Here is a 20,884-nt window from a genome sequence, read left to right on the forward strand (position 1 = left end):
AAAAAGGAAGGGCCAGCGTCAGCCCTTCCAGTTGAAGGGCTTAATATTCAGATGCAAGCATCACGGTTAGGACGCGGCGGGTTTGTTCCGGGTCATGTGGGTTTTCAGAACCGCCTTTGAAAATCAGATCGTAATAATCGATTTTCCAGAATATGTTGTAGCCATGTAGTTTCACCGCGCCAAAATCATGTTGGCCGTAAGGGTCGTTTTCTTCCTCGAAGTCAGAAAACTCTACGATTTTTTTCAGGATTTGAATTTTTGAAAGTGCTGGCACCGCTTCAAATCCGGGTGTGAATACATAATGTCCACGAATGCCTTTGCGCTCTGCGTCCATCCGCTTTGAGCTTGCCAACAGTCCTGCGCGAAACAGATCATTTTGATAGGCAATCAATTCGGAAATTCTGTTGTCGATACTTTGTGCCTCGGCCATAAAGTTTCCCCTTTTTTCAGACTGGCTTTGATTTGGATGGACAGCGCGAATGCGCTGCTCTCATGCAAATCTGCCTCGTGGCGAACAGCGGAGGGGGGCGAGACCATTAAAAATCGTCAGAAGTGGTGCGGGCAGGGCGCGCAGCGCACCACCCGGTTCTGACTATTTTTATTGTCCGAGGGGGGAGGCCGCGCCTTCACCCTGATTGATGAGGTGAATGGCGCCCTTGGGCGTCGATGAATCTCGTCAACAAAGGGATTTTTTCATTCGCCAGGACAATGGAAACCATAGCAATGCGAAGGGCGGAACGCGTCACCCAAATTACGCTAGAGGGATGGCCGGAGCATTGTGAAAAAATCCTCGTCTACGCACTTAGGTCATGCCAAATCGATAATTTCGTTTATTTCGCTTGTTTCGTTTATTTCGATTGTGCTATAAGGTACATACTCTGTAAATTTATATATATCAAAGGAACACAATATGCCTGCATATGCTCATGATGATTTTTCGGATCGTATGCCAACTGAAATCGAGGTAGAAAGCGCAGAACAGCTTCGTAAAATTCTGGTTAGTGGCATTGATTCAAATGCACCTACAAAACTGAACTTGGCATTTCAGAAGGGAGAGATGGCAGAAGTAACTTTGACGCCCTCTCTAGCGTATACATTTTTGGAAATCCTAAGATATGTCTCAAGTGGCAAAGGGTTTAAAATTATTCCTGTTGGTGCTGAGTTAACGACCCAACAGGCAGCAGATCATCTTAATGTATCACGGCCCTTTTTAATTAAACTGTTGGAGAGCGGTGACATTCCCTTTTCTAATGTGGGGCGACACCGACGCATAAAAGCTAAGGACTTATTCGCATACAAGGCTGAAAGGGATCGTATGCGACAGGATTCGCTATCTGAGATGGCAAAACTAGATGCAGAGAAGGGCTACATTTAGATGAGAACAGACCGATTTACGATTGTTTTAGACGCAAACGTAATAGCCGGAGCGCTTCCGCGAAACATCTTGCTTAGTTTTGCGGAGGCAGGTTTTTTTAGACCCAGATGGTCTAAGCAAATTTTGGATGAGTTTCATGGATATTTTGTGAAGCGTTACGGTGACGAAGAGACGGCAGATCGACAACGACAAAACATGATGGCTGCATTTCCGGAAGCCTTGGTTGAAGGCCATGAAGTCCTCATTGATGCGCTAAAGCTGCCAGATGAAGACGATCGACATGTTCTGGCCTGCGCAATCAAAACTAAAGCTTCTGTGATTGTCACTGATAACCTAAAAGACTTTCCAAATGACGCCCTCATAGAATATGAAATCGAAGCGATAAGCCTTGATGATTTTGTTGCCGATACCCTTGATTTAGGTGGCGCTGAGGCGATCTATGTAATCAAGAAAATGCGTCAACGTTTCGCCAACCCAGAACTCACCGCTGAAGAACTCATATTACGAATTGAAAAATGTGGCATGGTAGAAACGTCGAAAATACTGGCGGAGTATTCAGAGCTTATTTAGTTCATCTCGCGGTTCACCAATTGCCACAATTTCAAGCTCCCTGTCCTTAAAGGGTCGCTGCAACTCCTGCGCTTCTTCCCAAGATGCGTTAAGCCATGTATCCCGCTCATAGTCGTTATTTAGAATAACAGGCATCGCTTTCGGGTGAACCTCACCAACCACCTTGTTAAGCTCTGTTGTCAAAACTGCGATGCGAAGGGCGGAGCATTGTGACCCCCCCCTGGGGATCTCCACCAGCTCAAAAATTAGAAATGTTTTGATATGTCTGATTCAAGCGAATAGACTAGCTGCACTCAGGTACAATTTTTTAAGATATTTTATGACGAATTTTTTAAAACGGTTTTGGGGTCATCTGACCCACGAAGATGACACATTCAAAAATGGATTATTTGTCATCCTATTTATCATCGCCTTACTAACCATTGTGTTTTCTGGTTGGTTATCTTCTGAGTTTAGAGCAATTGGCTCATTATTGTTCCTGACTTTGATGGGCTATCAAAACACGTTTTTTTATACTTTAAGCGGTTTGCCTGTGGATCAGAATGATCGAGAGAAGGTATTTTATAAGTCCGCATCTTGGCCTGTCTATCTGGCCCGCCATGCCTTAACGTTAGCTGTGTTGGCTCTGTTTTTTGTTGCTGCGAATTTTGTTTACCCGTTTCAATTTCTAGCGGTCGCGATAGTGGTGTTCGCAGTTATATCTATTAAGCGATATTTTGATATTTCTCGAAGCCAAACGAAGCACCAATAGGCGAGTTTGCAAAGCTATTAAAGTTGGCAGCGGCGCAAAAATCTTGCCAAGTACGCTTGGAAATATTTCGCTGCGTCTGCCATGTCCCCAATCGGCACTTTTCTGATCGGGAACGGGGAACCTCAAGGCTCGCAGGTGGATAGGTGCTGGTGAAGATTTTGACGAACGGCAAGCAGGTACTCAACACATTTCCTGCCGCCGCTTCGTCTAGGGTGGTCCGCCGCAATTTGGGGTTACCCGCGAACAATTATTTGATAACCCGTCATTCTTAAATTTTGATTATAGGCACCTAAAAGACCAGCTCAGTTTGAACTGGCTTTGATGGATTTTGAAACTCTTTCGCCTGCGCATGTTTTTCAGCAATTGCTTGTTGGTCATCAAGGAATGTCGGGTGCGCAGCTAAAAAGTGTGGTGTTGCTGGCAAAAAGACCGATTCAAACATTTCATGCGAAAGAGAATTGCCGCGCCGAACCACGCCAGCAATACCCCGCGCGGCCAACTGGACATAAGCCATGTGGAATGTTGAAACCGATAATTCAACAGCGTCAATCCAAAGGCTTGTTTCCAGCTTAACGCCCATATCTTCGACCACATCGGCAACGGCCAAAAGCATTCCACCCGCGCCAACGGCTGGCTCATGTACCGTCAAATATCCTTTTTGCTCTATATGCTCTTTGGCTCCGACCAGATTGATTTTGGCCATCATTTTTGAAATATGATAGGGGGTGAAGAATTGGCCTAGCTTGGCATCAAGCACGCCCAATTCTCCGGCCACTTCACCCAAAAAATCACAATTGCCGTTGCTCAACCCCAATACGGTAAGGCTAAGCAATTTAGGCATATTTTCGCGAATATCATCTTTGTTGCGGTAGCGTTTGACGACCTCCATATATTGCGCTTCCAATCTGTCGCGCTCCTTGACGTTTGGCTGACATGGCTTTGCAAGGGCGCAATAAGCCATATTGCAGAAGTCCCGAAAAACCTCGTCGCGGTGCTTTGATTGATCGATGTTGTTGATTGTCTCTACAAACTGTTTTGCAAGCTGGTTCATGCCCAAACCGCACGCGTAAGAAGTTTGGGTTTGTGGCTTGCCATCCCAAAGCCAAGCAATGGCACCATAACCAACTTTGACTGATGGATTGCCGCCGGACATATCAACCCGTTTCTTAAGAACGCCAGTTTTGAACGCGCCAACGACAGGCACCACTTTATCTTGCATCGCGAGGCGGTTTTCACCCTCGCGCAATGCGCTTTTGGATTTTATTTCGCGTAGGTGGACGGTGTTCTTGCCTGCGTCTTTTACGACTTGGAAAAACTGGATATTGGTTTGGTCATAGCCCCAACTCGCCACCAAAACATCATCCACCTTGAGGGTGTGTTGGTCGGTGCGTTGTGAGCTACGTTTTTGCTGTTCGGTTGTTTCCTTGATGAACCGCGCAACAAAGCGTTCGCGCCGCGCTGGCTGTTCAAACCAATGCCGAAAGCTTGGCTTTTTTGCGCGACCTTTAAAGCCTACTGCGCAAGGGCGACCGTTCTTGTCATCAAAAAGATAAATTTCGGCTTTGCAGCCTTTCGGGGTCAAAACAATTGCACCTGATGGCTTATAGTTTTCTCGTTTTTGTTCTTGACGCGCAGCCATTAGAATTTCTACGCAATGTAAGTGGAATGGGCTTTGCGGTCTTGTTCTGAGAATGAAAGCTGCTGCTCATCGCAAACATGGCGGATATCTGCCAAAAGCATGACGATTTGGCGGGTAATGTCTGATTGCTCAGGGTAGATGTCCTGAAGGTGTTTGATCAGTTGAAGGGCTTGGATGCTCTTTCGACCAATTTGAGAATGGGCCTCAAATTCGCTTTGAGTGTTGAGGATTTCAACTTTGCAGCATTCCGCATTGATGGTGCTATCAGGATCAAGAAGCCGTTGTAAGTCGGCCTCGATGTCGGCGCGTTGGTCTGCCATGCAATCAATTGCCTTGGCTTGATAGAATAGCCGGGCAGTTACGGTAACTTGCTCAAGCATTTCATTTTCGGCGGCCATATGGTTTCCCCTTTTTTCAGACTGGCTTTGATTTGGATGGACAGCGCGAATGCGCTGCTCTCATGCAAATCTGCCTCGTGGCGAACAGCGGAGGGGGGCGAGACCATTAAAAATCGTCAGAAGTGGTGCGGGCAGGGCGCGCAGCGCACCACCCGGTTCTGACTATTTTTATTGTCCGAGGGGGGAGGCCGCGCCTTCACCCTGATTGATGAGGTGAATGGCGCCCTTGGGCGTCGATGAATCTCGTCAAGAAAGGAATTTTTTCATCCGCCAGGACAATGGGAACCATTGCAATGCGGAGGGCGGAGTGCGTCACCCAAATAACGCTGTAGGGATGGCCGTAGCATTGTGAAAAAATCCCCCTGGGGATCTCCACCAGCTCAATCGGAATTGAGATAAGCAATCAAAAAAAGGGCGACAAGAGCCCACTCTTGCCGCCGTCCCGAAAAATTCAGTGGTCAGTAACGACTAACATAACTCACTATGACTAAAAAAGCTATGCTGTTCAACTGGACCAGCAGTGACGGATTTCTAAGTACAAAATGCCGGAAACTTTTAGCCTAACCCAACATGTCGCCCATCCAATCCCAGTGCACTACTTGGTTGATTTACTCAGATTTAATTTCTTCATTTTGCTCTTTTGCCTGACCGACTACTAGGGCGCTTAAGACTGCATAAGCAACCAGGGTAGCGCCTATTAGGGCAGCTAAGGTAACCAAATAGAAATCTTCCAAAGCAGGTACGATTCCGAGTACAACAGCAATGCCAAACAAAGAGGCAACTGTTGAGACGATGGAGCTAAATGTCCCCCTGTATTCGCTTTCAATCTTGTTCTGAAAAAATACAAAAGATAGATGCATGCAAAGCTTACCAATCAAAAACGAAACAAAGATAAGACCTGCAAAAACGAGGGAGATTGACGGAAACATCAATGCCAATAAAAGGACCAGCGTACTGAAAGGGACAACATACTTCGCAATCTTTTCTATTGAAAACAATGATATAATTCCGTTTCCAACCACCTGTGATGCGATAACAAGAGAGGAAACTAACAAGAGTGGATAGAGGGTAGATTTGTCTGAGAAATTCCAATCAACAGCGTAATAAACAATCCAATAAGTTTGGATTGCCATAAATGCGACCTTCGAAACAATAGAAAACCCGAAAGCAATCCAGCTCTCTCGGTTAGAGAACACTATTGCCAATGTATCTCGAATGCCTTTGAAACGCCCAACTTCAGCTTTCGAATCAGATTGAATTTTGTTTTTTGAGATCATGAATGGCGCCGATACAGCTACCAAAACCATGAGCCCTGCTGTCATCACAAACAGAGTTGATGCATGGTAGGAAAAAAGTAAAATTCCCAACCCGTTGCCGGCCAGAACAGCCAGCAACATACTGATATCCATTCGAGCCAACCACTTTAAACGCATTTCCTTGTTAGGTATCGCTTCCATAGCGATTGCCCCTGGCAACCCATTCTGTAATGAAGTGCCCAAGCCGTGAACCACAGCAGCAAAAACCATTATCAATGGTGTAATCTCGACGAATGCAATTGCATATGCTGACCAGCAAATTGCCGCAAAGGCTGCTGCGTAGCGTCGGCTTCTCGTATCGGCAAGATAAGAAAGGAGGACATCCGAAACTAAAACAACGGCTATAGATATTGATGACATCAGGCCGAGAAATCCAGGGTCACCCAAGCCATCCACAATTGCAATTTTACTGACATTCATTACCATGCCAGTTGCCAGCATCGTCACAGAGAAATAAATGGTCGCCTTAAAAAAACTAGCCTTGTCCATTAGCCTTCAGTCTCTCCAATCTTTTCTTCATCAATGAATGCATTCTGTCATATTTCCCTTTGCCAAATGCTAGGAAAAACAACGGTATGCTTCGTTCATCATGAAGGTGAAGAGTTTGTTCAATTTTGGCATCATTAAAGGCACCGGTGATCCAAGTATTCAAACCCATGGCAGTTCCTACCAATTGGGCGGTTTGAGAGAAATGGCCAATTTCCATACTGACGACGCGGTAAGCACGTGTGGTTTTGTACTTCCACGTAAATCTTTCTAAGTTAGCCGCAAGAAAAACCCCAAAAGAACAGTCATTGCCGAAAAATTGGGAAACAAGCATTGCGGACAATTCATCGTATGAAATCTCATTTTCTACAAACTTCAATGCATGGTTTTCAGCATCGTACCAGTAAATGCCGTTATCCAATCCTTCGACATTGAAAACACATACATAGGCTTCTACCGATTGTAGACAACCGCCTGACGGCGACGTTCTGCGTTTGAAAGGCTCATATTGCTCGGCTTCACCATTCTTATGTTTGTGAAAATAACCAAATGAGCAAAAAAGAAGATCTGAAAGCTGCTCTAGCGTTGCTTGATGAGGAAAAAACTCGCGAACTGTTTTTCTTCTATCGAGAACATCAAAAAGCGAAACAGCTTCAAGCACACTGTGCCTAAATTCTGGCAAATTTACCGTGCGGGTATCTTTCAGAGATATGGATTTCGCCCTTGGTGGTGGTACATCTCCGGGTTCACGGACGCAGGATTCAAGATAAAGGTCTGCGTATTCTACCGCTGAAAGAACTTGTATGTGGTTTAGCACATCAGTGCAGCCCCGATGAAAGATGTCTAAAAAATCATTGCCAAAATTTTTGAGTAACTCGGGTCTCTCGTTTGGCACCAATACGCCACCGTCAACCAGCACCTGTCGTTCAGATTGCTCAATTTGATGACCTGAAATATATGCAAATAGATCACTTAATAATTTTGGATTATCTATTTCATATTCCTCGTTAATTCGGGTATCAACAATATAAGGCGTGTTATCACTAAAGTATATAACAACATCGTTAGAAACTTTTAATTCTACCACGAAGTATACTCCCTAAATAGAAACGGGGACCACAGTTGTGATCCCCGCAAACAAAGAAACTAGCAAACGCCGTTCACATCAAGAACGAAGGAAGCAAGTTTTTCTTTATTTGGGAATGTGCGTGTTACTTTTTTCATGACAATTCTCCTTAAATGTTAAAGTTTTATGATAAATGTGCAAAATATAGAATGTGTAATGCACAAGTAATATCTTGCACATGGACTATTGTTTGTGTCGAATTTTGGTAAAAATGTGACATGATTGTCGGACAATCTAACTTCATGGAATTTCTAAAAAAATAAAATTGATTTCGGATTCAACCGTCGAATTCCTACGCAATTTTGTTCAGAATCGGGCATTCACAATTTTGATAAAACCGAGGATAAAAAAATCTCTCTTTCCTCAATGTATCGATCATAGCCTAACGTTTTTGGGGCTGGTTAAAAATGTGCGATGAAGAGAACAAAGTTTTCAAGGAGGTAACGATATCGGAAACAGCAGGGCGCGCAGCGGCGCAAAAATCTTGCCAAGTACGCTTGGAAATATTTCGCTGCGTCTGTCATGTCCCCAATCGGCACTTTTCCGATCGGGAACGGGGAACCTCAAGGCTCGCAGGTGGATAGATCAGACACCTTGCAAATCGCTCGCTTTCACAACGCAGTAAAAAAATTGTCCCGTTTGGTCAGAGAGAATTGTGGCCAGATTTGCACAATCATATAGATGTCCGCGGAAAAAGACATCCTCACCTTGCAACGTTTCTCTGGAAACAATCGCCGACCGCACATCATGTTGCCAAGTCGTTTCGGCCACACAAAAGAACTGATCGCGGACGGCATCTTCTATTTGGGCTATATTTGTATTGCAGGCTTTGTTGTGGGATCCAACAAAACTGGCCGACTTTGTGAATTTAAGTAACTCGGCATTGATTGATTTTGTTAGTTCCGCTTTCTTTTGAAAGATATGCTCATCTTCAATCTCTTTTTTGATGAGATCATATTCGGCTCCCAATAACATAGTGCAGGCAATGATTGTTGCTAAAAATATAGAACGTAGGTCCTTTACAAGAAAAATCACCCCCACAAATCCTGCGCCTATCGTGATGATGAGAAGCATTGCGGGAACCAAGTAAGTCATCTCTGTGGTTAGGCGATTCATCACCTCTGAAAATGTCGCAAAATATTGCCCGAACATGACAATCTCGCTCCTTAAATATGACACATGGCGTTATTTTCGATGACATTAAGTATATACGTTTTTAATATTCAGTATATACTTTTTTGGAAAATTTTGTGAAAAACTCTGCTAGAAAACCTCATCAAAAGTATATACAATGACGACGCACTATATATATCTAGAGGTTAAAATGCCCCTGTATGTTCGCGATGAAAACATAGATAAAATGCTGGTTGAAATTCAAAAGCTCACCGGCGCCACCAAAACCGAAGCTGTGAAAACAGCACTTGCAGCTTTGCTCCGGCGTGCGAAGGCTCAAAAGAGCCCAAGTGAACGCCTTATGCCTGTCATTGAAGCAGCAAGAAACCTGCCGGGGAAAAAAGACCCCAATTTTGACATGAAGAAATTTTCCGACGAAATGTGGGATGACCAATAGTGTTTATAGATGCATCTGCTCTTGTCGCCATCGTTCTTGAAGAAGATGAAATGGCGACGCTTCTTGAACGTATCGACAATTACAATGGAAAATTTTATGTGTCGCCATTGGTCAGGTTTGAAGCCGCTGCCGCTATCGCCCGTTACCATGCGCCAGAAGGTAAGAAGCCTTCAAAAGAGCTCTTTTTGAAGGCGGCAAAAATTGTTGATGACTTCATCCATAATCTAGGCGCAATCGAAATTCCTATTTCAAATGATATTGGCAAACTCGCCTTAGAAACTGCCGCCAAATATGGAAAAATGGTTGGCCATAAGGCTGACCTTAATTTTGGCGATTGTTACGCCTACGCCTGTGCGAAGGGCAATAGGCAAAAGCTTTTGTATATTGGCAATGACTTTAAGCATACGGATATTGGATAAGTTATGGACAACAAGACAGTCGGCGCAAGAATTGCAGCTGTTGGAAAAGATAATAACAAGTCCCAGAAAGAAGTTGCTAAGCTGCTTGATGTTTCATGGCGCGCTTATCAGACCTGCGAGGTTGGTCAGGGCGCTAAGCTTGTAATGCATCATACTCTTATAACAGGGCAGGCAACGTCACTAGCTGCAAAAACGGTGCGCCCGCTATTTCCAATATAGTTCGACGCGTTTGGAGGGCCTAACCAGCAGGTGGGCAGTCCTAATAATACTAATTATCTCGATGGGACCTTCAACCGCGATTGGCTTGATCATCTTCACGGCAATCGCTTGGTGATTGAGCCTGGGGTATAGCAAGCAAACGAGAATAAAGTTCAATATCGATTTTGTTGTTCTTTAAAAGCACCTGCTTTAATCGCTCTTGCTCATGGAGGGTGATGTCTGCACCATTAAGGTGAGAAAACTCTGCCGCGTTTAATCCACCATATTCCTGTACTGCGGCAATGATATTTTTAATGTCACCAAATCTAAAAACATGGGTGAATTTGCTCAGGTTCTTCTCGATGTGCGGTAAGTGTTGGTCTCTGACCTCCCATTCATCAAGATTACCTATCATCCTTGATTGCTCATTTCGGAGGCAAATTAGATCGCGATGATTTATTTTTTCTTTCCAATTTGATCCAAGGTCATCGACGAACTTGTTTAGTGAATTTACAGAGGCGTTTCGCTTCATAAGCCGGATTAGCGACATACATCTTTCAATTGGGTCACGCAAAATCGTAATCAAATCCAGATTATTGTGTGGCACATATTTATGAACGCCAAAAGGTGCCATAACGACAAATGCTTTAAAGTCGCCCTTCTTTTGAAGGTGTTTCTTCAAATCTTCAATTGCAGGTGATTTGGTCTCAGAAGTAACCGGCCGTCCTTCATAGACATCTTGCAACACCTTATGGACAAAAACATTATTTTCACCAAAAGCTTCATCCAGATACTTTGTCAGACTAGTCGAAGAGGTTCGCGGCAAAATGTAGAAAAATGGGCGTCTATTATTTTTGCTCATGGTTCATACCTCCAATCAATTGCTTTTGGCGTGTACCAAAATACAACATACCTAATAAGGCAATTCCGATAGAAAGAGCGCAAAACAACTCATAGATGGTAAGCTCTAACAAGTAGGCGTTTAGGGGCACCAACAAGCTCGCAATGAACAGCCAAAACGCGGGTACAGCATCAAGACAAAAATCGTAGATCGTGAATAGGGCGGTATTGTTCACGTTGGCTTTTTTGGACGCCAATACGACATCATTATGGGCAAATATGCTAAGCATATGCGCAACGCCAAACGCCATCAAAAAGATACAAAAGCTCAGTGAAATAAGGGGCCAAAAGTTGTCGTTATTTTGAAAGACACTTCTGGTCAAAATGATCGCCGCAAGATTAATAGATGTGAACAGCACCAAAGCGAGCCGCACTTTAAATCGATCCAGCTCTTTAATTTTTCTCATCATGACGGGCAAGAAATAGCTCACAATTGATTGGCTTATTAAGGCAACCGCGAGCAACGTTGACCAACCTGGGGTTGTTTTTTCAAGAAAGTAATAAAATAACAGCGGCGGCATCAAAAGGGTAGGCAGCACAGAGAACCATAGAACTTCTTGCAACTTTGGCACGCGTGCAACCGACAACCAAGAACTGAAGTTTCCTTCAACGGTTGTCTTAGCCAACTGTCGCGAAATTCTTAGGGCAATTGCTCCATTCCTTTTCAGGCTAAATGAAACAATTAGGTAATTCCACCATGCATATATAACGATCAGCGCCGAAATAACGGCGACGAACAATTGGGGTGAAACCGAAACGGACAGGAAGATAGCAAACGTGCTAGCTCCGATACTCACAAGGCCGTTCACTCTACGGACGCCGCTAACGTACCCATCTGCATCATCCGAAGGTGTTAGCACCTGCATAACATTCAACCACGCGATGTTAAAAAATACTTTGTGAAGAATGCTTAGCAATAGAAACACTATTGCATATAGCAGTACCATCACTTCAAAATGATCAGGTAGAAATAAGGGCACCAAGTTCAGAATCAGGACAAGCAAGGTTGAAAAAATCGCGCGTAAACCTAGCCCATTCAACAGTGATCTTATCCCACCTCTTAGTAAGCTATTTGCAACAAATGGCGTGAAGAAAAGTGAGACGATTAGACAAGCAGTAATGCCCGTTGTGATCAACGCAATGTCGGCAAATTGGATCTCCAAAGCTGAAATATGCAATGGACCAACCAAAATGACCACAGCTACGTAAAATCCAAGACCAGCGTTAGCGTAATGAGGCAGAAAGACTGGGTGTTTTATTGGTTTAAGTATAAAGCTCATTCATCGCACTTCAAAAATCTCAGCGCCAAATTCTTTGCAGTGTAATTCTTGCGTCCGCTCAAAACTATCTGTTAGTAGCTTTTGATCCTTTTGAGTCCCAATGCCAAAATATGGATTGTGATGCAAAAAATATCCGAAGATACGCTCACAATCTGGCGCATATCGACGGGTGTCCGAAATATGCCCGTGCCAAAAATCATCAATATCTGTTGAAGGTGGTAAATGGCCTGAGCCACCGTACTTGAGATTCAGAAACAAAAAATTCTTATAAAAAAACTCGGCAAAATCTATGTTTTCCTCAGTCCAACCTATAAAATCAGGATCGGACACAAACTTGTTTTTTTGATCGGTAAAGTCCAGATCAAGTATGGCTTTCAGCCCACTTTTTGAATGAGGTTCAATTCCGGTCAGTTTTTCTTCAAGCGGAGTATACTCGACTTCCATAACAAGCGGCTCCTAAATTTCGAGGAAGGCAGGCCAAAGGGCCTGCCTAGTCAAATTTTATGGTCCGGGTTCGCACCGGCGAGCTTCTGCTTTTTTGGAAGTTTTGACTTTTACTTTTTTCATTTTAAAAATCCTTTCCTCTTGAATGGCATTGCCTCTCAGCGGGAAAACTTTTCTTGCCAAAAGGCAATAGTACATTAGATAGCCTACTGGTTAACTGCTCTTTTGTCAAAATTGGTAGTTTCGGAACAGCTATGATTCTGACAAAAATTAACTTTTCGCGGCTGGATCTCGCCTCGCACCAACGGCCACAACTTCAAGCGACCCATCCTCCAACGGCCGCTGCAACTCCTGCGCTTCTTCCCAGGGCGCGTTAAGCCATGTTTCACGCTCATTCTCGTTGGTGAGAATAACAGGCATCGCCTTTGGGTGAACCTCGCCAACCTCCTTGTTGGGCTCTGTCGTCAGGAAAGCATAAAAATCTGCTGTGACTTGGCCTTCCTTGACCTTTCGAACAGAAGTCCATTCACCAACCCAAATTCCAGCAAAGAAGGCAAGGGGTCGCTGCTCATTTTGAGCAAACCAGACATTCCCGCCTTTTGATTTGTTAAATTCTGCAAAGCTGTTGAAGGGGACAAGACATCTATTTTGAGGGCCAAGCCAGCGTTTCCAATGCTTGCTGCTGGTGTTGCGCACATTGGTCACGCCTTTGTCGGGTTCGTTCTTTAGCAGCTCATCAAATTCCTCTTTGCCCACCTCTCGATCTTCCTTTTTCTCAATCGATTGCGCACGCTTTTGTGCATTTTTAAAAAGCACAAATGATGATCCAGGCATTCCCCATCGCGCGGTTGTGAGAACAGTGTGTTCACCCTCACGGCGAATAATCGGTGCAGCATAATCAGGAAAAATGCCCGGTTGCGGTAGCATATTGCCCACATCGTCCCAGGACTTGATTTCACTTACAAGGTCGCGGATTGCCTGAATATTTGAGGTCATTGAGTATAAATTACACATTTGATTTCCGCCCTTTTGTTGTGCGCCCACTTTCCTTTTTATAGCACGCAAAATCTTTGTGCGTCATTCACCACAAAACATATTCCGAATTGACAAATCAATAAATGTTCTGTTTTTGTTCTCATTCTCCAAGATTATGAGAACACCATGCGCAAACCAGAAAACATAGAATGGCTCTATCTGGATTTCGACGGCTTTTTTGCCTCGGTCATGCAACAAGTGTACCCAAAATTGCGCGGTAAGCCCGTTGGCGTGGTTCCGTTCGCGGGCACCGATAGAACGGTTGTCATAGCATGTTCCAAAGAAGCAAAGGCGCGCGGCTGCAAAAACATCATGGCTGTGCGCGATGCCAAACAGATTTGCCCAAGCATTTTGTTGGTGCCGCAAGAACCAGATTTATATCGGCGCGCGCACAACGCGCTGCTTGCCGAGATAAACACCGTCATTCCAATTAGCGCCATCAAGTCGATTGATGAGCTCACCTGCTGGCTTGATAAACGCCAAAGCGAAAACCCACATGAGTTAGCGCGGGTGATCAAAGATCGCCTTGCAAAATATGTGGGTCCGCATATCACCTGCTCAATCGGTTTTGCGGCGAACCGACAATTGGCAAAAATAGCGTGCAAGATGGATAAGCCGAATGGCGTAACCATCTGGACGCCAGACATGGTGCCAGAGGTGTTGTTTGGTCTGCCATTTGACGACATTCCAGGTATTGGGGACCGAATGGCGCGAAGGCTTCACATGGCCGGCATTCATGACATGGAAAAGCTGATGAAGATGCCGGCGAAACACATGCGCAAAATTTGGCGCAGTGTGAACGGCGAACGGCTTTGGTATGCGCTGCACGGCTATGAGTTTCAGGCGCAAGAAACCGAGCGCGGCATGTTCGGACATGGCCGCGTCCTGCCGCCTGAAGAACGCGATTTGCCTTCGGCCAAAAACATCGCACGATTGCTTTTGCGCAAAGCTGCGAGACGCCTTCGGCGCGCTGAATATTACGCAAGCAGTTTAATCTTGTGGCTCGCCATCGATGGTGGATCAGCGGGGCGCCATATCCGGTTGCCTTATGTAAACGACGATAAGGCGATTTTGGATGCGCTTGATCTGGCATGGACTGAGGCAACTGCTCGGCTCGGTCGGGTGAAGGTCTATCGCGTCCACGTGACACTTTTAGACATCACACTGGCCAGCAAGCGCCAACTCGATCTTTTTGTCAGTGACGACAAAGACCGCAAAAGGTGGGAGGCGGTCACGGGCGCGTCTGATCATCTCAATATGAAATATGGCAAGACGATAGTTTCAATGGGGGAGTGGAAGCCACCAAAGGGCGGTCATGTTGGTGCAAAAATTTCGTTTACCCGCATTCCTTCAGCCGAGGACTTTTTGTGATGAATTGGAAACATGACGTGCAGCTTAATGACCTAGACGACAATCAACGGCTCGAATTTACATGCAGAGTTTGTGGTGTGTTTTATTTCAAGTTTGCAGCCGAGTTAAAGCAGCGTGAGGATCTTGCCTTTGCGTGGATGGACCAAGTTGAGAAGGCGCACATTTGCTTGCAACGCGGTTGCAATGGCCAGGTGCGCCTTTTGCTCTATCATAATTCGGAAGCGAGCGGATTTGTGGCCGGATTGGCATAATCCGCAGAAACCCTTTTGTGCAGGCTATAGTGAGATTGCTTCCGCCAAATACCTGGCAAGAAAGATGATAAATTTTCCCGTGCCCAACACTAGCAAAGCGATACCCAACCAGCGAACATCATTGGTGAGCCGTTTAAACACTCTTCTATAAAAGTCGATGACTGACACCACTGATGGCTGAGAATGAAAGCTCTTGAAGCCCTCGTAAAGCCGGAACTGAACCGAGAAAACAAAATACAACAGAGCGATTGGGGCCATCGAAAATCCAAGTTTCACCAGCGTCATTGAAACCTCAACCCCTGTCACGGTCGAAACATCAAATGGGTTGGGAGAGATGATATATTTTCTCCATAACTCATTTGCCCAAATGAAGGCATAAAATATGGCTGGCAGAGAAATCACAATCGGCAAAAGTGCCAACACGTAAAAGTCGCGCGGTCGATTAGTAGGGTTATCCTTCAGCATTAAATTACCTTTTTGATATATCTGTTATTTTTATATATTCATTTCAATACAATATATCAAACATTTCAAAAACAATCTAATACATCAGATCAACCGCATCCAAAAAAAAGGCGCTTACTTCATCCGAAACACATTCCGCAGCCCGAGCAGCAGCAGGAAGAACAGGATGCCGCCTATGAGCTGTTCGACAACGCCCAGGTAAATGAACAGATCAATTCCGCCGTGGGCTTCATTTATGAGGCTGAGATTTTTTTCAAATCCGGTGGCAAAACCTTGGGTGACGGGGCGCGCGGAAAACCGGAATAGACTGCCCAGGAAGGGGATTAAGTTTCGAACTGAATATTCTGCGGAAAATAAAATACGGTCCCATCCAGCCAACGCATTTGGCAAAAGAACATAATAGAGCGTGGCAAAGAATGTGCCGAAGAGTGCCAACCAGGCTGAAGGGCGAAAATAGCTCTGGCCGAAATTGCTGAAGGCATAATAGATGCCGCTGAAGAAAAGGGGCCAGAAACCGGTAATTTCTGTGCCGCGTTTTGCCGCCATTTCATTTGCAAAGAACTGGCCGGCCTTTTCGTGATCGCCGGCGTCAACTGCCAGCCTCTTGAGTACGCGCCATTTATCGACAATTTCCTGATCATGATTAGGTAAGAACCTGTCGATCCTTGGTGTTTCTTTGATAAACAAACGAGAAAGGTTAGGAGGCCTGTCAAATTTGGTCTCTCTGAAGTCTGGTACGGTAATCAACTGGTCAACAATAAACTCAGAGTTAAGTTTGAAGTTTGCACCATAGAATTTAACAACATCGCACAATTTAGCTCTTAGCTTGAACAAACTCTCAAATCGAGCTTCAGAAAAGTCTAAACATTCAAAAATATGGACACTATTCGAGTTCCGTTCGACAGATGTAAGAATGAAATCGTCCTCAAACTCTGCCTTGTAAAATTTCATTTTTAATTGGGAGCCATCTATGTTGACGAATGAAGCCCCTTTAAGAAATTTAGCGCGAGAAAAACTTGCGTGAGCTTTAAATTGTGACAATCCAAAGTGCGCTGTTTCCCGAAATATTGAGCTATCAAATGTTACTATCTCACCCTGAAATTGAGTATTGAGAAACATAACATTGTTATGAAATGTCAACTGATTAAAGTGAACACTTTCTAGAAATTTTACATGACAGAAATTTACTTCCTTACCTGCAAAACTTGCACTGCGGAATGAGGTTTTTACCGGAAATGTGAGCCCATGAAAATCAGAAGTTTTAAATGTCTGATAATCAAATCTAATAGCATATCTAGATAGAAAGTTTAGTCGTTCCTCTTTTTCAGAGATTGAGTTTATGACGTGCTGAAATCTTTGTGTTCTTTTTGACCAGTTTTCGTGGTCCAAGATCAATTGTACGTTTCCCGCGGCAATCTCCTTTTGATGATCACTCAGGGTTGTCTTAGCCCCCTAGAACTGTGCCATGATTTGATAGAGAATGGCACAGTTCTAGGGGGCTAAGACAGCTAAGTTTGGTAGGAAAATCTAAATTATCTTAAAAAATCGTTGCTTACGCTCCATTGCAGCGATGCTTGTCACTACCCGGTTGCGGCCTTTTGCTTTTGCGTAGAACAGACGGTTATCTGCTTTGGCAAACACTTCACCTGGTGACATCCCGTTTTTGGCCTGTGCTACACCTATACTTGCCGTCATCTCAAGGCCTTGTGCCAGGGATGACCAATCAAAGCTTTCAATTGACGCACGCAATCGTTCACACACTTTGTAGATTTGACTAGGTGCGGATCCATTTAAAATTATCGCAAATTCTTCGCCACCAATTCGGCAAACTAGATCTGTGGCACGACAAGCATCTATCAAGCATCCAGCAACGCTGCGCAGCACTTCGTCACCCACAACATGAGAAAATGCGTCATTTACAGCTTTAAAATGATCCAAATCAAGCACTGCGATCGCATACTTGGCATTTTGATTGTCCGACAATGTTTCCATTTGTTGGTCAAATGCGCGGCGGTTGGCCAATTCAGTTAGCGGATCTGTCATCGCTTCTTCTTTTAGTCGCTCCATATCATTTGAAGCGTTTTGCAAAAGACTCTTCACCTGCTCAATTTCACGGTTTAGTTCGTCAAATTTACCCTGCCAATGACCTTTTTCCGCCGAGCGTTTACGAAATTCGTTATGAAACCTTTTCTGCATCTCAAGCGCAGATTTATGATCACCTGCCGCTTCATATGCATTGGCCAAGCGCTGAACTGCGCTCGCGTAGTTATCAGCGGAAGAAATATCCTTGGCCACCTCAATGGCGCGCTTCCCTGCTTCAAGTGCTGCGTCCAGATTGCCACGCTTCAGCTCAAAATCACTAACTGTGTAGTGCAAGTGTACCCAGTTGCTCGGCGTTGCTATCTCTTCCAGACTGTACCAGTGCTCAATCCACTTGTCCGCTTCCTCGAACCGACCAAACTCCGCCAGAAACTCAGCTAGGTTGGCGGCGCCAACCATTTCAACACGCTTGTTGCCGCAGACTTTCGCTAATTCAATTGCATGTTCGGTCTGCGTCGCTCCCTTTTCCAGAAAAAGCTTGTGCGTCTCCTTATTCCCGCGCGCAAGCTCTGCCTCACCAATGCGCGTGTTCAACAAGCCAAGATGCAACATCAAAGTTGCGTATATGCGGTTCAGTCCGTATCGGTCCGCAATCATCAGAGCTTCGTCTAACATATTAGAAGCCGCATCAAAATTATCAGCGTAGATCATAGCAATTGCTTGCAAGTCCATTGCTTTTAGCAGAACGTGCGCCTGATCAGGACTAGACGCCATCGAAATAGCGCGAGAGGCTTCCTGATAACTCTCCGAATCTAGGCCCATCTCGATCAATACATTTGCGTAGACGGTTCGCGCGCGCGCCTCGCGCACCTGATCACCACGCTGCACCACACGCTGCAAAATTCTCTGTACGTATTCAATAGCTTCTTCAGCACGCCCCATCCAGCCAAGAGCCATCGAGCATTGCATACCAGCATCGCAAAACGCGTCTTCATGAGCACCATCAGCCGCCATCGCAAAAGCCTGCTCTCCGAGCTCTAGCGCTTTTTTGAAGTCGCCAATTTGTTCACACTCAAAGGCTTCGTCGAGTAACTTTTCAATTTCGGATTGAATCGTGGTCTCATCACTCATGCTACACTACCCCGAACATACTCACCAGAATAGTATCTAAAGTCGCTTAAAAACAAATTAAAATAACATTTCAACCCGTTCGTACTCGCGCGATCTTGTCATTCATTTTGCGGTAGGTAAAACTGATTATTAAACTTAGGAAGAGAGCCCCTTAGTTAAAGCGGCAAAACCAGACAAAATGGGCCTTGGCCAATAGGAGTCGGCACTTTGTTACCGTGATAGCTACCAGTTGCCTTTGCTATCGCATTTTCAAATGTTTCTCGATATACGACAAGGTTTGATCGGGCTGCATAGGCACGGAAAAATAGTAACCTTGAAACGCTTTACATCCAAGAAGTTGGATCGCCTTGAGCTGAGCTTCGCTCTCAATCCCTTCTGCAATGCAGCCAAGTTCGAGCGCCTTGCATAACTCGATTACTGTTGAAGCAATCTGCCGTCCCTTGGTCTCGCCTTCAGCTGATTGAACAAAACTCCTATCCAATTTTACGTGATCCAAGGGCAAATTCTGAATATAGCTCAAACTAGAATTCCCGGTGCCAAAATCATCCATTGCGATCGACATGCCAGCTTTTTTGAATTCGCTTAAGCAATGATTTGACCGTTCAAAATCTTGCATAGCAGCAGTTTCAGTAATCTCAATAGTGACCCTTCTTTTTTCAATTCCGTATTTTTCACAAAGCTTTTCGACAACTTTGACGGTGTCATCATTTGAAATATCGACTGCCGAGATATTCAGGCCAATTTTTAAGTCTTTGGGCCAGTTCGTCGCCGCCATGAGCGCTTTTTCAAATATAATGCTTGTTATGGTTGTTATAAAACCGGAAGACTCCGCAGCCGGGATAAATTCATTTGGCGGCACACTTCCCAATATAGGACTTTCCCAGCGCGCTAAGGTCTCAAAGCCAATTAGCTTCATTTCTGCACAATTCCAAATTGGCTGAAAGCGTACCGAAAGTTCATTGGCGAGATCCGCGTCAGTCAAGAATTTGGTAAGCCGTGCCGCAGAAAGGATATGCTCGGCATGGTTTTGTTCGAACATCACGATTTTTCCGCGTGAAAACTGTTTTGCGTAGCATAAAGCAAAATCCGCCTGCTCAAACAGTTCATCCCCCGTTGTGCTGTCTTTTGGAAAGGAAGAAACCCCGACTGTGGCATCAACCTTGGTCAAAATGTGATCTATTAAAATTGGTTTTTTTATCTCATCGACCACTTGTCGTGCAAAAATTTGTGCTGCTCGGGGGTTTCTGTCGAAAAATATGATGCCAAATTCATCACCACCCAATCTGGCAAATTTGCTGTTTTTTGGAACGGCCTCACCAAGACGTTTTGCAACGACTTTAAGCACCTTGTCGCCGAACCCATGACCATAAATGTCATTCAAAGGTTTGAAATCATCCAGGTCGAACAATATTAGGAAAAAAGCGCGGGCTGGTGGTTGGCTTGGCGGTCCTTTCACAAGTGATGATAACTGGTTGAAAAAATTACGTCTATTGGGGACATTGGTTAGCGCATCTCTATTCGCAAGCTTGTTCATCGTCACATTAGCGCTCTTAAGTCGCCCTCTGCTTTCAACACCTCGGCGAAAATATCTATCGCGATTATGTACAACAAAAATAAGAGTTCCGACGACCAATGTCATGTTTAAGGCGATCGCATTGAAAACATGATTTTCCAACAAAAATAAAAAAAACATTGTCGGCAAAGCCGCGAAGCAAAGAAGAATAATTGAGGCTTGAGGGATCGAGACAAGGCAGACAATGCACGCGATGATCGTAAAATTAATAAAAAATATAATATGATATTGTGAGTGAATGTCTACATAGCCAAATAGCGAAAAGGCCCATACAACAAGGAAAATGGCTAATATACCCGTAATCAATACAGTGCGCTTAATGGCTCTTCGCGCTTCGATTGCAGAGATTTTGTTCGTTTTAAATCTTATCCAGGCAATCGCCCGAAAAGCGCCGATGGCCATGAGAACGCCAGGTAATACTAAGGAGATTAATAAAGGCGCTTGCCCAATGACGCGATGACACAGGGCCAGCATATTAAGAATTAAGATTCCATACATTAACGGAATTTGGCGTTGAGACGCGTGGAGACGTTCAATCACCAATTG

Annotated in this window: 23 protein-coding genes; 8 read left to right on the plus strand and 15 right to left on the minus strand. The window is 44.7% G+C overall.

The features are described 5' to 3' along the window. Window positions 1–40: 40 nt before the first annotated feature. Window positions 41–430 (minus strand): DUF3768 domain-containing protein, encoded by a 390-nt coding sequence (locus MXMO3_RS17160; RefSeq protein ID WP_245985871.1) that lies wholly within the window; start codon window positions 428–430, stop codon window positions 41–43. Window positions 431–910: 480 nt separating this feature from the next. Between MXMO3_RS17160 and MXMO3_RS17165 the strand changes: the two genes are divergently transcribed. Both MXMO3_RS17165 and MXMO3_RS17170 read left to right on the plus strand, forming a co-directional pair. Next, window positions 911–1,375, plus strand: a complete 465-nt coding sequence (locus MXMO3_RS17165) for a helix-turn-helix domain-containing protein (protein WP_117396920.1) — start codon at window positions 911–913, stop codon at window positions 1,373–1,375. Next, window positions 1,376–1,945 carry a PIN domain-containing protein gene (locus tag MXMO3_RS17170; RefSeq protein WP_117396921.1) on the plus strand — a complete coding sequence of 190 codons (570 nt, stop codon included), beginning with the start codon at window positions 1,376–1,378 and terminating at the stop codon, window positions 1,943–1,945. On the opposite strand, the gene MXMO3_RS18990 is transcribed toward MXMO3_RS17170, so the two are convergent. After that, complete coding sequence (locus MXMO3_RS18990) at window positions 1,931–2,179, minus strand: SOS response-associated peptidase family protein (protein WP_281273961.1); 249 nt, start codon at window positions 2,177–2,179, stop codon at window positions 1,931–1,933. The two genes, MXMO3_RS17170 and MXMO3_RS18990, sit on opposite strands and share 15 nt — an antisense overlap. An 85-nt stretch (window positions 2,180–2,264) precedes the next feature. On the opposite strand from MXMO3_RS18990, the gene MXMO3_RS17180 reads away from it, so the two are divergent. Next, window positions 2,265–2,696 carry a hypothetical protein gene (locus MXMO3_RS17180; RefSeq protein WP_117396923.1) on the plus strand — a complete coding sequence of 144 codons (432 nt, stop codon included), beginning with the start codon at window positions 2,265–2,267 and terminating at the stop codon, window positions 2,694–2,696. Between the two features lie 289 nt (window positions 2,697–2,985). Here MXMO3_RS17180 and MXMO3_RS17185 read toward each other — a convergent pair whose 3' ends face one another. From MXMO3_RS17185 to MXMO3_RS17205, 5 genes are all read right to left on the minus strand, one after another. Continuing rightward, window positions 2,986–4,335 carry an N-6 DNA methylase gene (locus MXMO3_RS17185; protein WP_117396924.1) on the minus strand — a complete coding sequence of 450 codons (1,350 nt, stop codon included), beginning with the start codon at window positions 4,333–4,335 and terminating at the stop codon, window positions 2,986–2,988. 8 nt (window positions 4,336–4,343) lie between these two features. Further along, window positions 4,344–4,733, minus strand: a complete 390-nt coding sequence (locus MXMO3_RS17190; protein WP_117396925.1) for a hypothetical protein — start codon at window positions 4,731–4,733, stop codon at window positions 4,344–4,346. A 608-nt stretch (window positions 4,734–5,341) separates the two neighbouring features. Next, window positions 5,342–6,538, minus strand: coding sequence for an MFS transporter (locus tag MXMO3_RS17195; RefSeq protein WP_117396926.1), 1,197 nt, complete (start codon window positions 6,536–6,538; stop codon window positions 5,342–5,344). Further along, window positions 6,525–7,622 (minus strand): SagB/ThcOx family dehydrogenase, encoded by a 1,098-nt coding sequence (locus MXMO3_RS17200; RefSeq protein ID WP_117396927.1) that lies wholly within the window; start codon window positions 7,620–7,622, stop codon window positions 6,525–6,527. The genes MXMO3_RS17195 and MXMO3_RS17200 overlap by 14 nt, the downstream gene beginning before the upstream one ends. Before the next feature lie 624 nt (window positions 7,623–8,246). Then, on the minus strand, window positions 8,247–8,813 hold the full coding sequence (locus MXMO3_RS17205; RefSeq protein WP_117396928.1) for a hypothetical protein: 567 nt from the start codon (window positions 8,811–8,813) through the stop codon (window positions 8,247–8,249). Window positions 8,814–8,952: 139 nt separating this feature from the next. On the opposite strand from MXMO3_RS17205, the gene MXMO3_RS17210 reads away from it, so the two are divergent. The 3 genes from MXMO3_RS17210 to MXMO3_RS17220 are packed head-to-tail and all read left to right on the plus strand — an operon-like array spanning window position 8,953 to window position 9,869. Continuing rightward, window positions 8,953–9,231 (plus strand): type II toxin-antitoxin system VapB family antitoxin, encoded by a 279-nt coding sequence (locus tag MXMO3_RS17210; protein ID WP_245985872.1) that lies wholly within the window; start codon window positions 8,953–8,955, stop codon window positions 9,229–9,231. Beyond that, a complete protein-coding gene (locus MXMO3_RS17215; protein WP_117396930.1) occupies window positions 9,231–9,650 on the plus strand; it encodes a type II toxin-antitoxin system VapC family toxin in 420 nt (139 codons plus the stop codon). Before MXMO3_RS17210 ends, MXMO3_RS17215 begins: the two co-directional genes overlap by 1 nt. A 3-nt stretch (window positions 9,651–9,653) precedes the next feature. Further along, window positions 9,654–9,869 carry a hypothetical protein gene (locus MXMO3_RS17220; RefSeq protein WP_117396931.1) on the plus strand — a complete coding sequence of 72 codons (216 nt, stop codon included), beginning with the start codon at window positions 9,654–9,656 and terminating at the stop codon, window positions 9,867–9,869. Between the two features lie 70 nt (window positions 9,870–9,939). Here MXMO3_RS17220 and MXMO3_RS17225 read toward each other — a convergent pair whose 3' ends face one another. The 4 genes from MXMO3_RS17225 to MXMO3_RS17240 form a co-directional block, all read right to left on the minus strand. Next, on the minus strand, window positions 9,940–10,710 hold the full coding sequence (locus MXMO3_RS17225; RefSeq protein WP_117396932.1) for a hypothetical protein: 771 nt from the start codon (window positions 10,708–10,710) through the stop codon (window positions 9,940–9,942). Next, the gene (locus tag MXMO3_RS17230; RefSeq protein WP_117396933.1) at window positions 10,697–12,028 is read right to left on the minus strand and encodes a hypothetical protein; all 1,332 of its coding nucleotides are present in this window, start codon (window positions 12,026–12,028) and stop codon (window positions 10,697–10,699) included. Before MXMO3_RS17230 ends, MXMO3_RS17225 begins: the two co-directional genes overlap by 14 nt. After that, complete coding sequence (locus tag MXMO3_RS17235; protein WP_245985873.1) at window positions 12,029–12,472, minus strand: glycine-rich domain-containing protein; 444 nt, start codon at window positions 12,470–12,472, stop codon at window positions 12,029–12,031. A gap of 270 nt (window positions 12,473–12,742) precedes the next feature. Then, the gene (locus MXMO3_RS17240) at window positions 12,743–13,486 is read right to left on the minus strand and encodes an SOS response-associated peptidase (protein ID WP_117397067.1); all 744 of its coding nucleotides are present in this window, start codon (window positions 13,484–13,486) and stop codon (window positions 12,743–12,745) included. A gap of 147 nt (window positions 13,487–13,633) precedes the next feature. On the opposite strand from MXMO3_RS17240, the gene MXMO3_RS17245 reads away from it, so the two are divergent. Together MXMO3_RS17245 and MXMO3_RS17250 are read left to right on the plus strand one after the other, a co-directional pair. Further along, entirely contained in the window at window positions 13,634–14,878 is a 1,245-nt protein-coding gene (locus tag MXMO3_RS17245) for a Y-family DNA polymerase (protein WP_117396934.1), read from the plus strand. Beyond that, the gene (locus MXMO3_RS17250; RefSeq protein WP_117396935.1) at window positions 14,878–15,129 is read left to right on the plus strand and encodes a hypothetical protein; all 252 of its coding nucleotides are present in this window, start codon (window positions 14,878–14,880) and stop codon (window positions 15,127–15,129) included. The genes MXMO3_RS17245 and MXMO3_RS17250 overlap by 1 nt, the downstream gene beginning before the upstream one ends. Window positions 15,130–15,153: 24 nt before the next feature. Here MXMO3_RS17250 and MXMO3_RS17255 read toward each other — a convergent pair whose 3' ends face one another. The 4 genes from MXMO3_RS17255 to MXMO3_RS17270 all read right to left on the minus strand — a co-directional run bounded on the left by MXMO3_RS17255 (window position 15,154) and on the right by MXMO3_RS17270 (window position 20,878). Then, window positions 15,154–15,594 (minus strand): hypothetical protein, encoded by a 441-nt coding sequence (locus tag MXMO3_RS17255; RefSeq protein WP_117396936.1) that lies wholly within the window; start codon window positions 15,592–15,594, stop codon window positions 15,154–15,156. Window positions 15,595–15,708: 114 nt separating this feature from the next. Beyond that, window positions 15,709–16,983 carry a hypothetical protein gene (locus MXMO3_RS17260; RefSeq protein WP_162889349.1) on the minus strand — a complete coding sequence of 425 codons (1,275 nt, stop codon included), beginning with the start codon at window positions 16,981–16,983 and terminating at the stop codon, window positions 15,709–15,711. A gap of 138 nt (window positions 16,984–17,121) precedes the next feature. Next, window positions 17,122–18,765 carry a diguanylate cyclase gene (locus tag MXMO3_RS17265; protein WP_117396938.1) on the minus strand — a complete coding sequence of 548 codons (1,644 nt, stop codon included), beginning with the start codon at window positions 18,763–18,765 and terminating at the stop codon, window positions 17,122–17,124. 238 nt (window positions 18,766–19,003) lie between these two features. Then, window positions 19,004–20,878, minus strand: coding sequence for a putative bifunctional diguanylate cyclase/phosphodiesterase (locus MXMO3_RS17270; RefSeq protein ID WP_162889350.1), 1,875 nt, complete (start codon window positions 20,876–20,878; stop codon window positions 19,004–19,006). Window positions 20,879–20,884 lie beyond the last annotated feature (6 nt).

It is taken from the genome of Maritalea myrionectae, assembly GCF_003433515.1.
Classification (GTDB): domain Bacteria; phylum Pseudomonadota; class Alphaproteobacteria; order Rhizobiales; family Devosiaceae; genus Maritalea; species Maritalea myrionectae.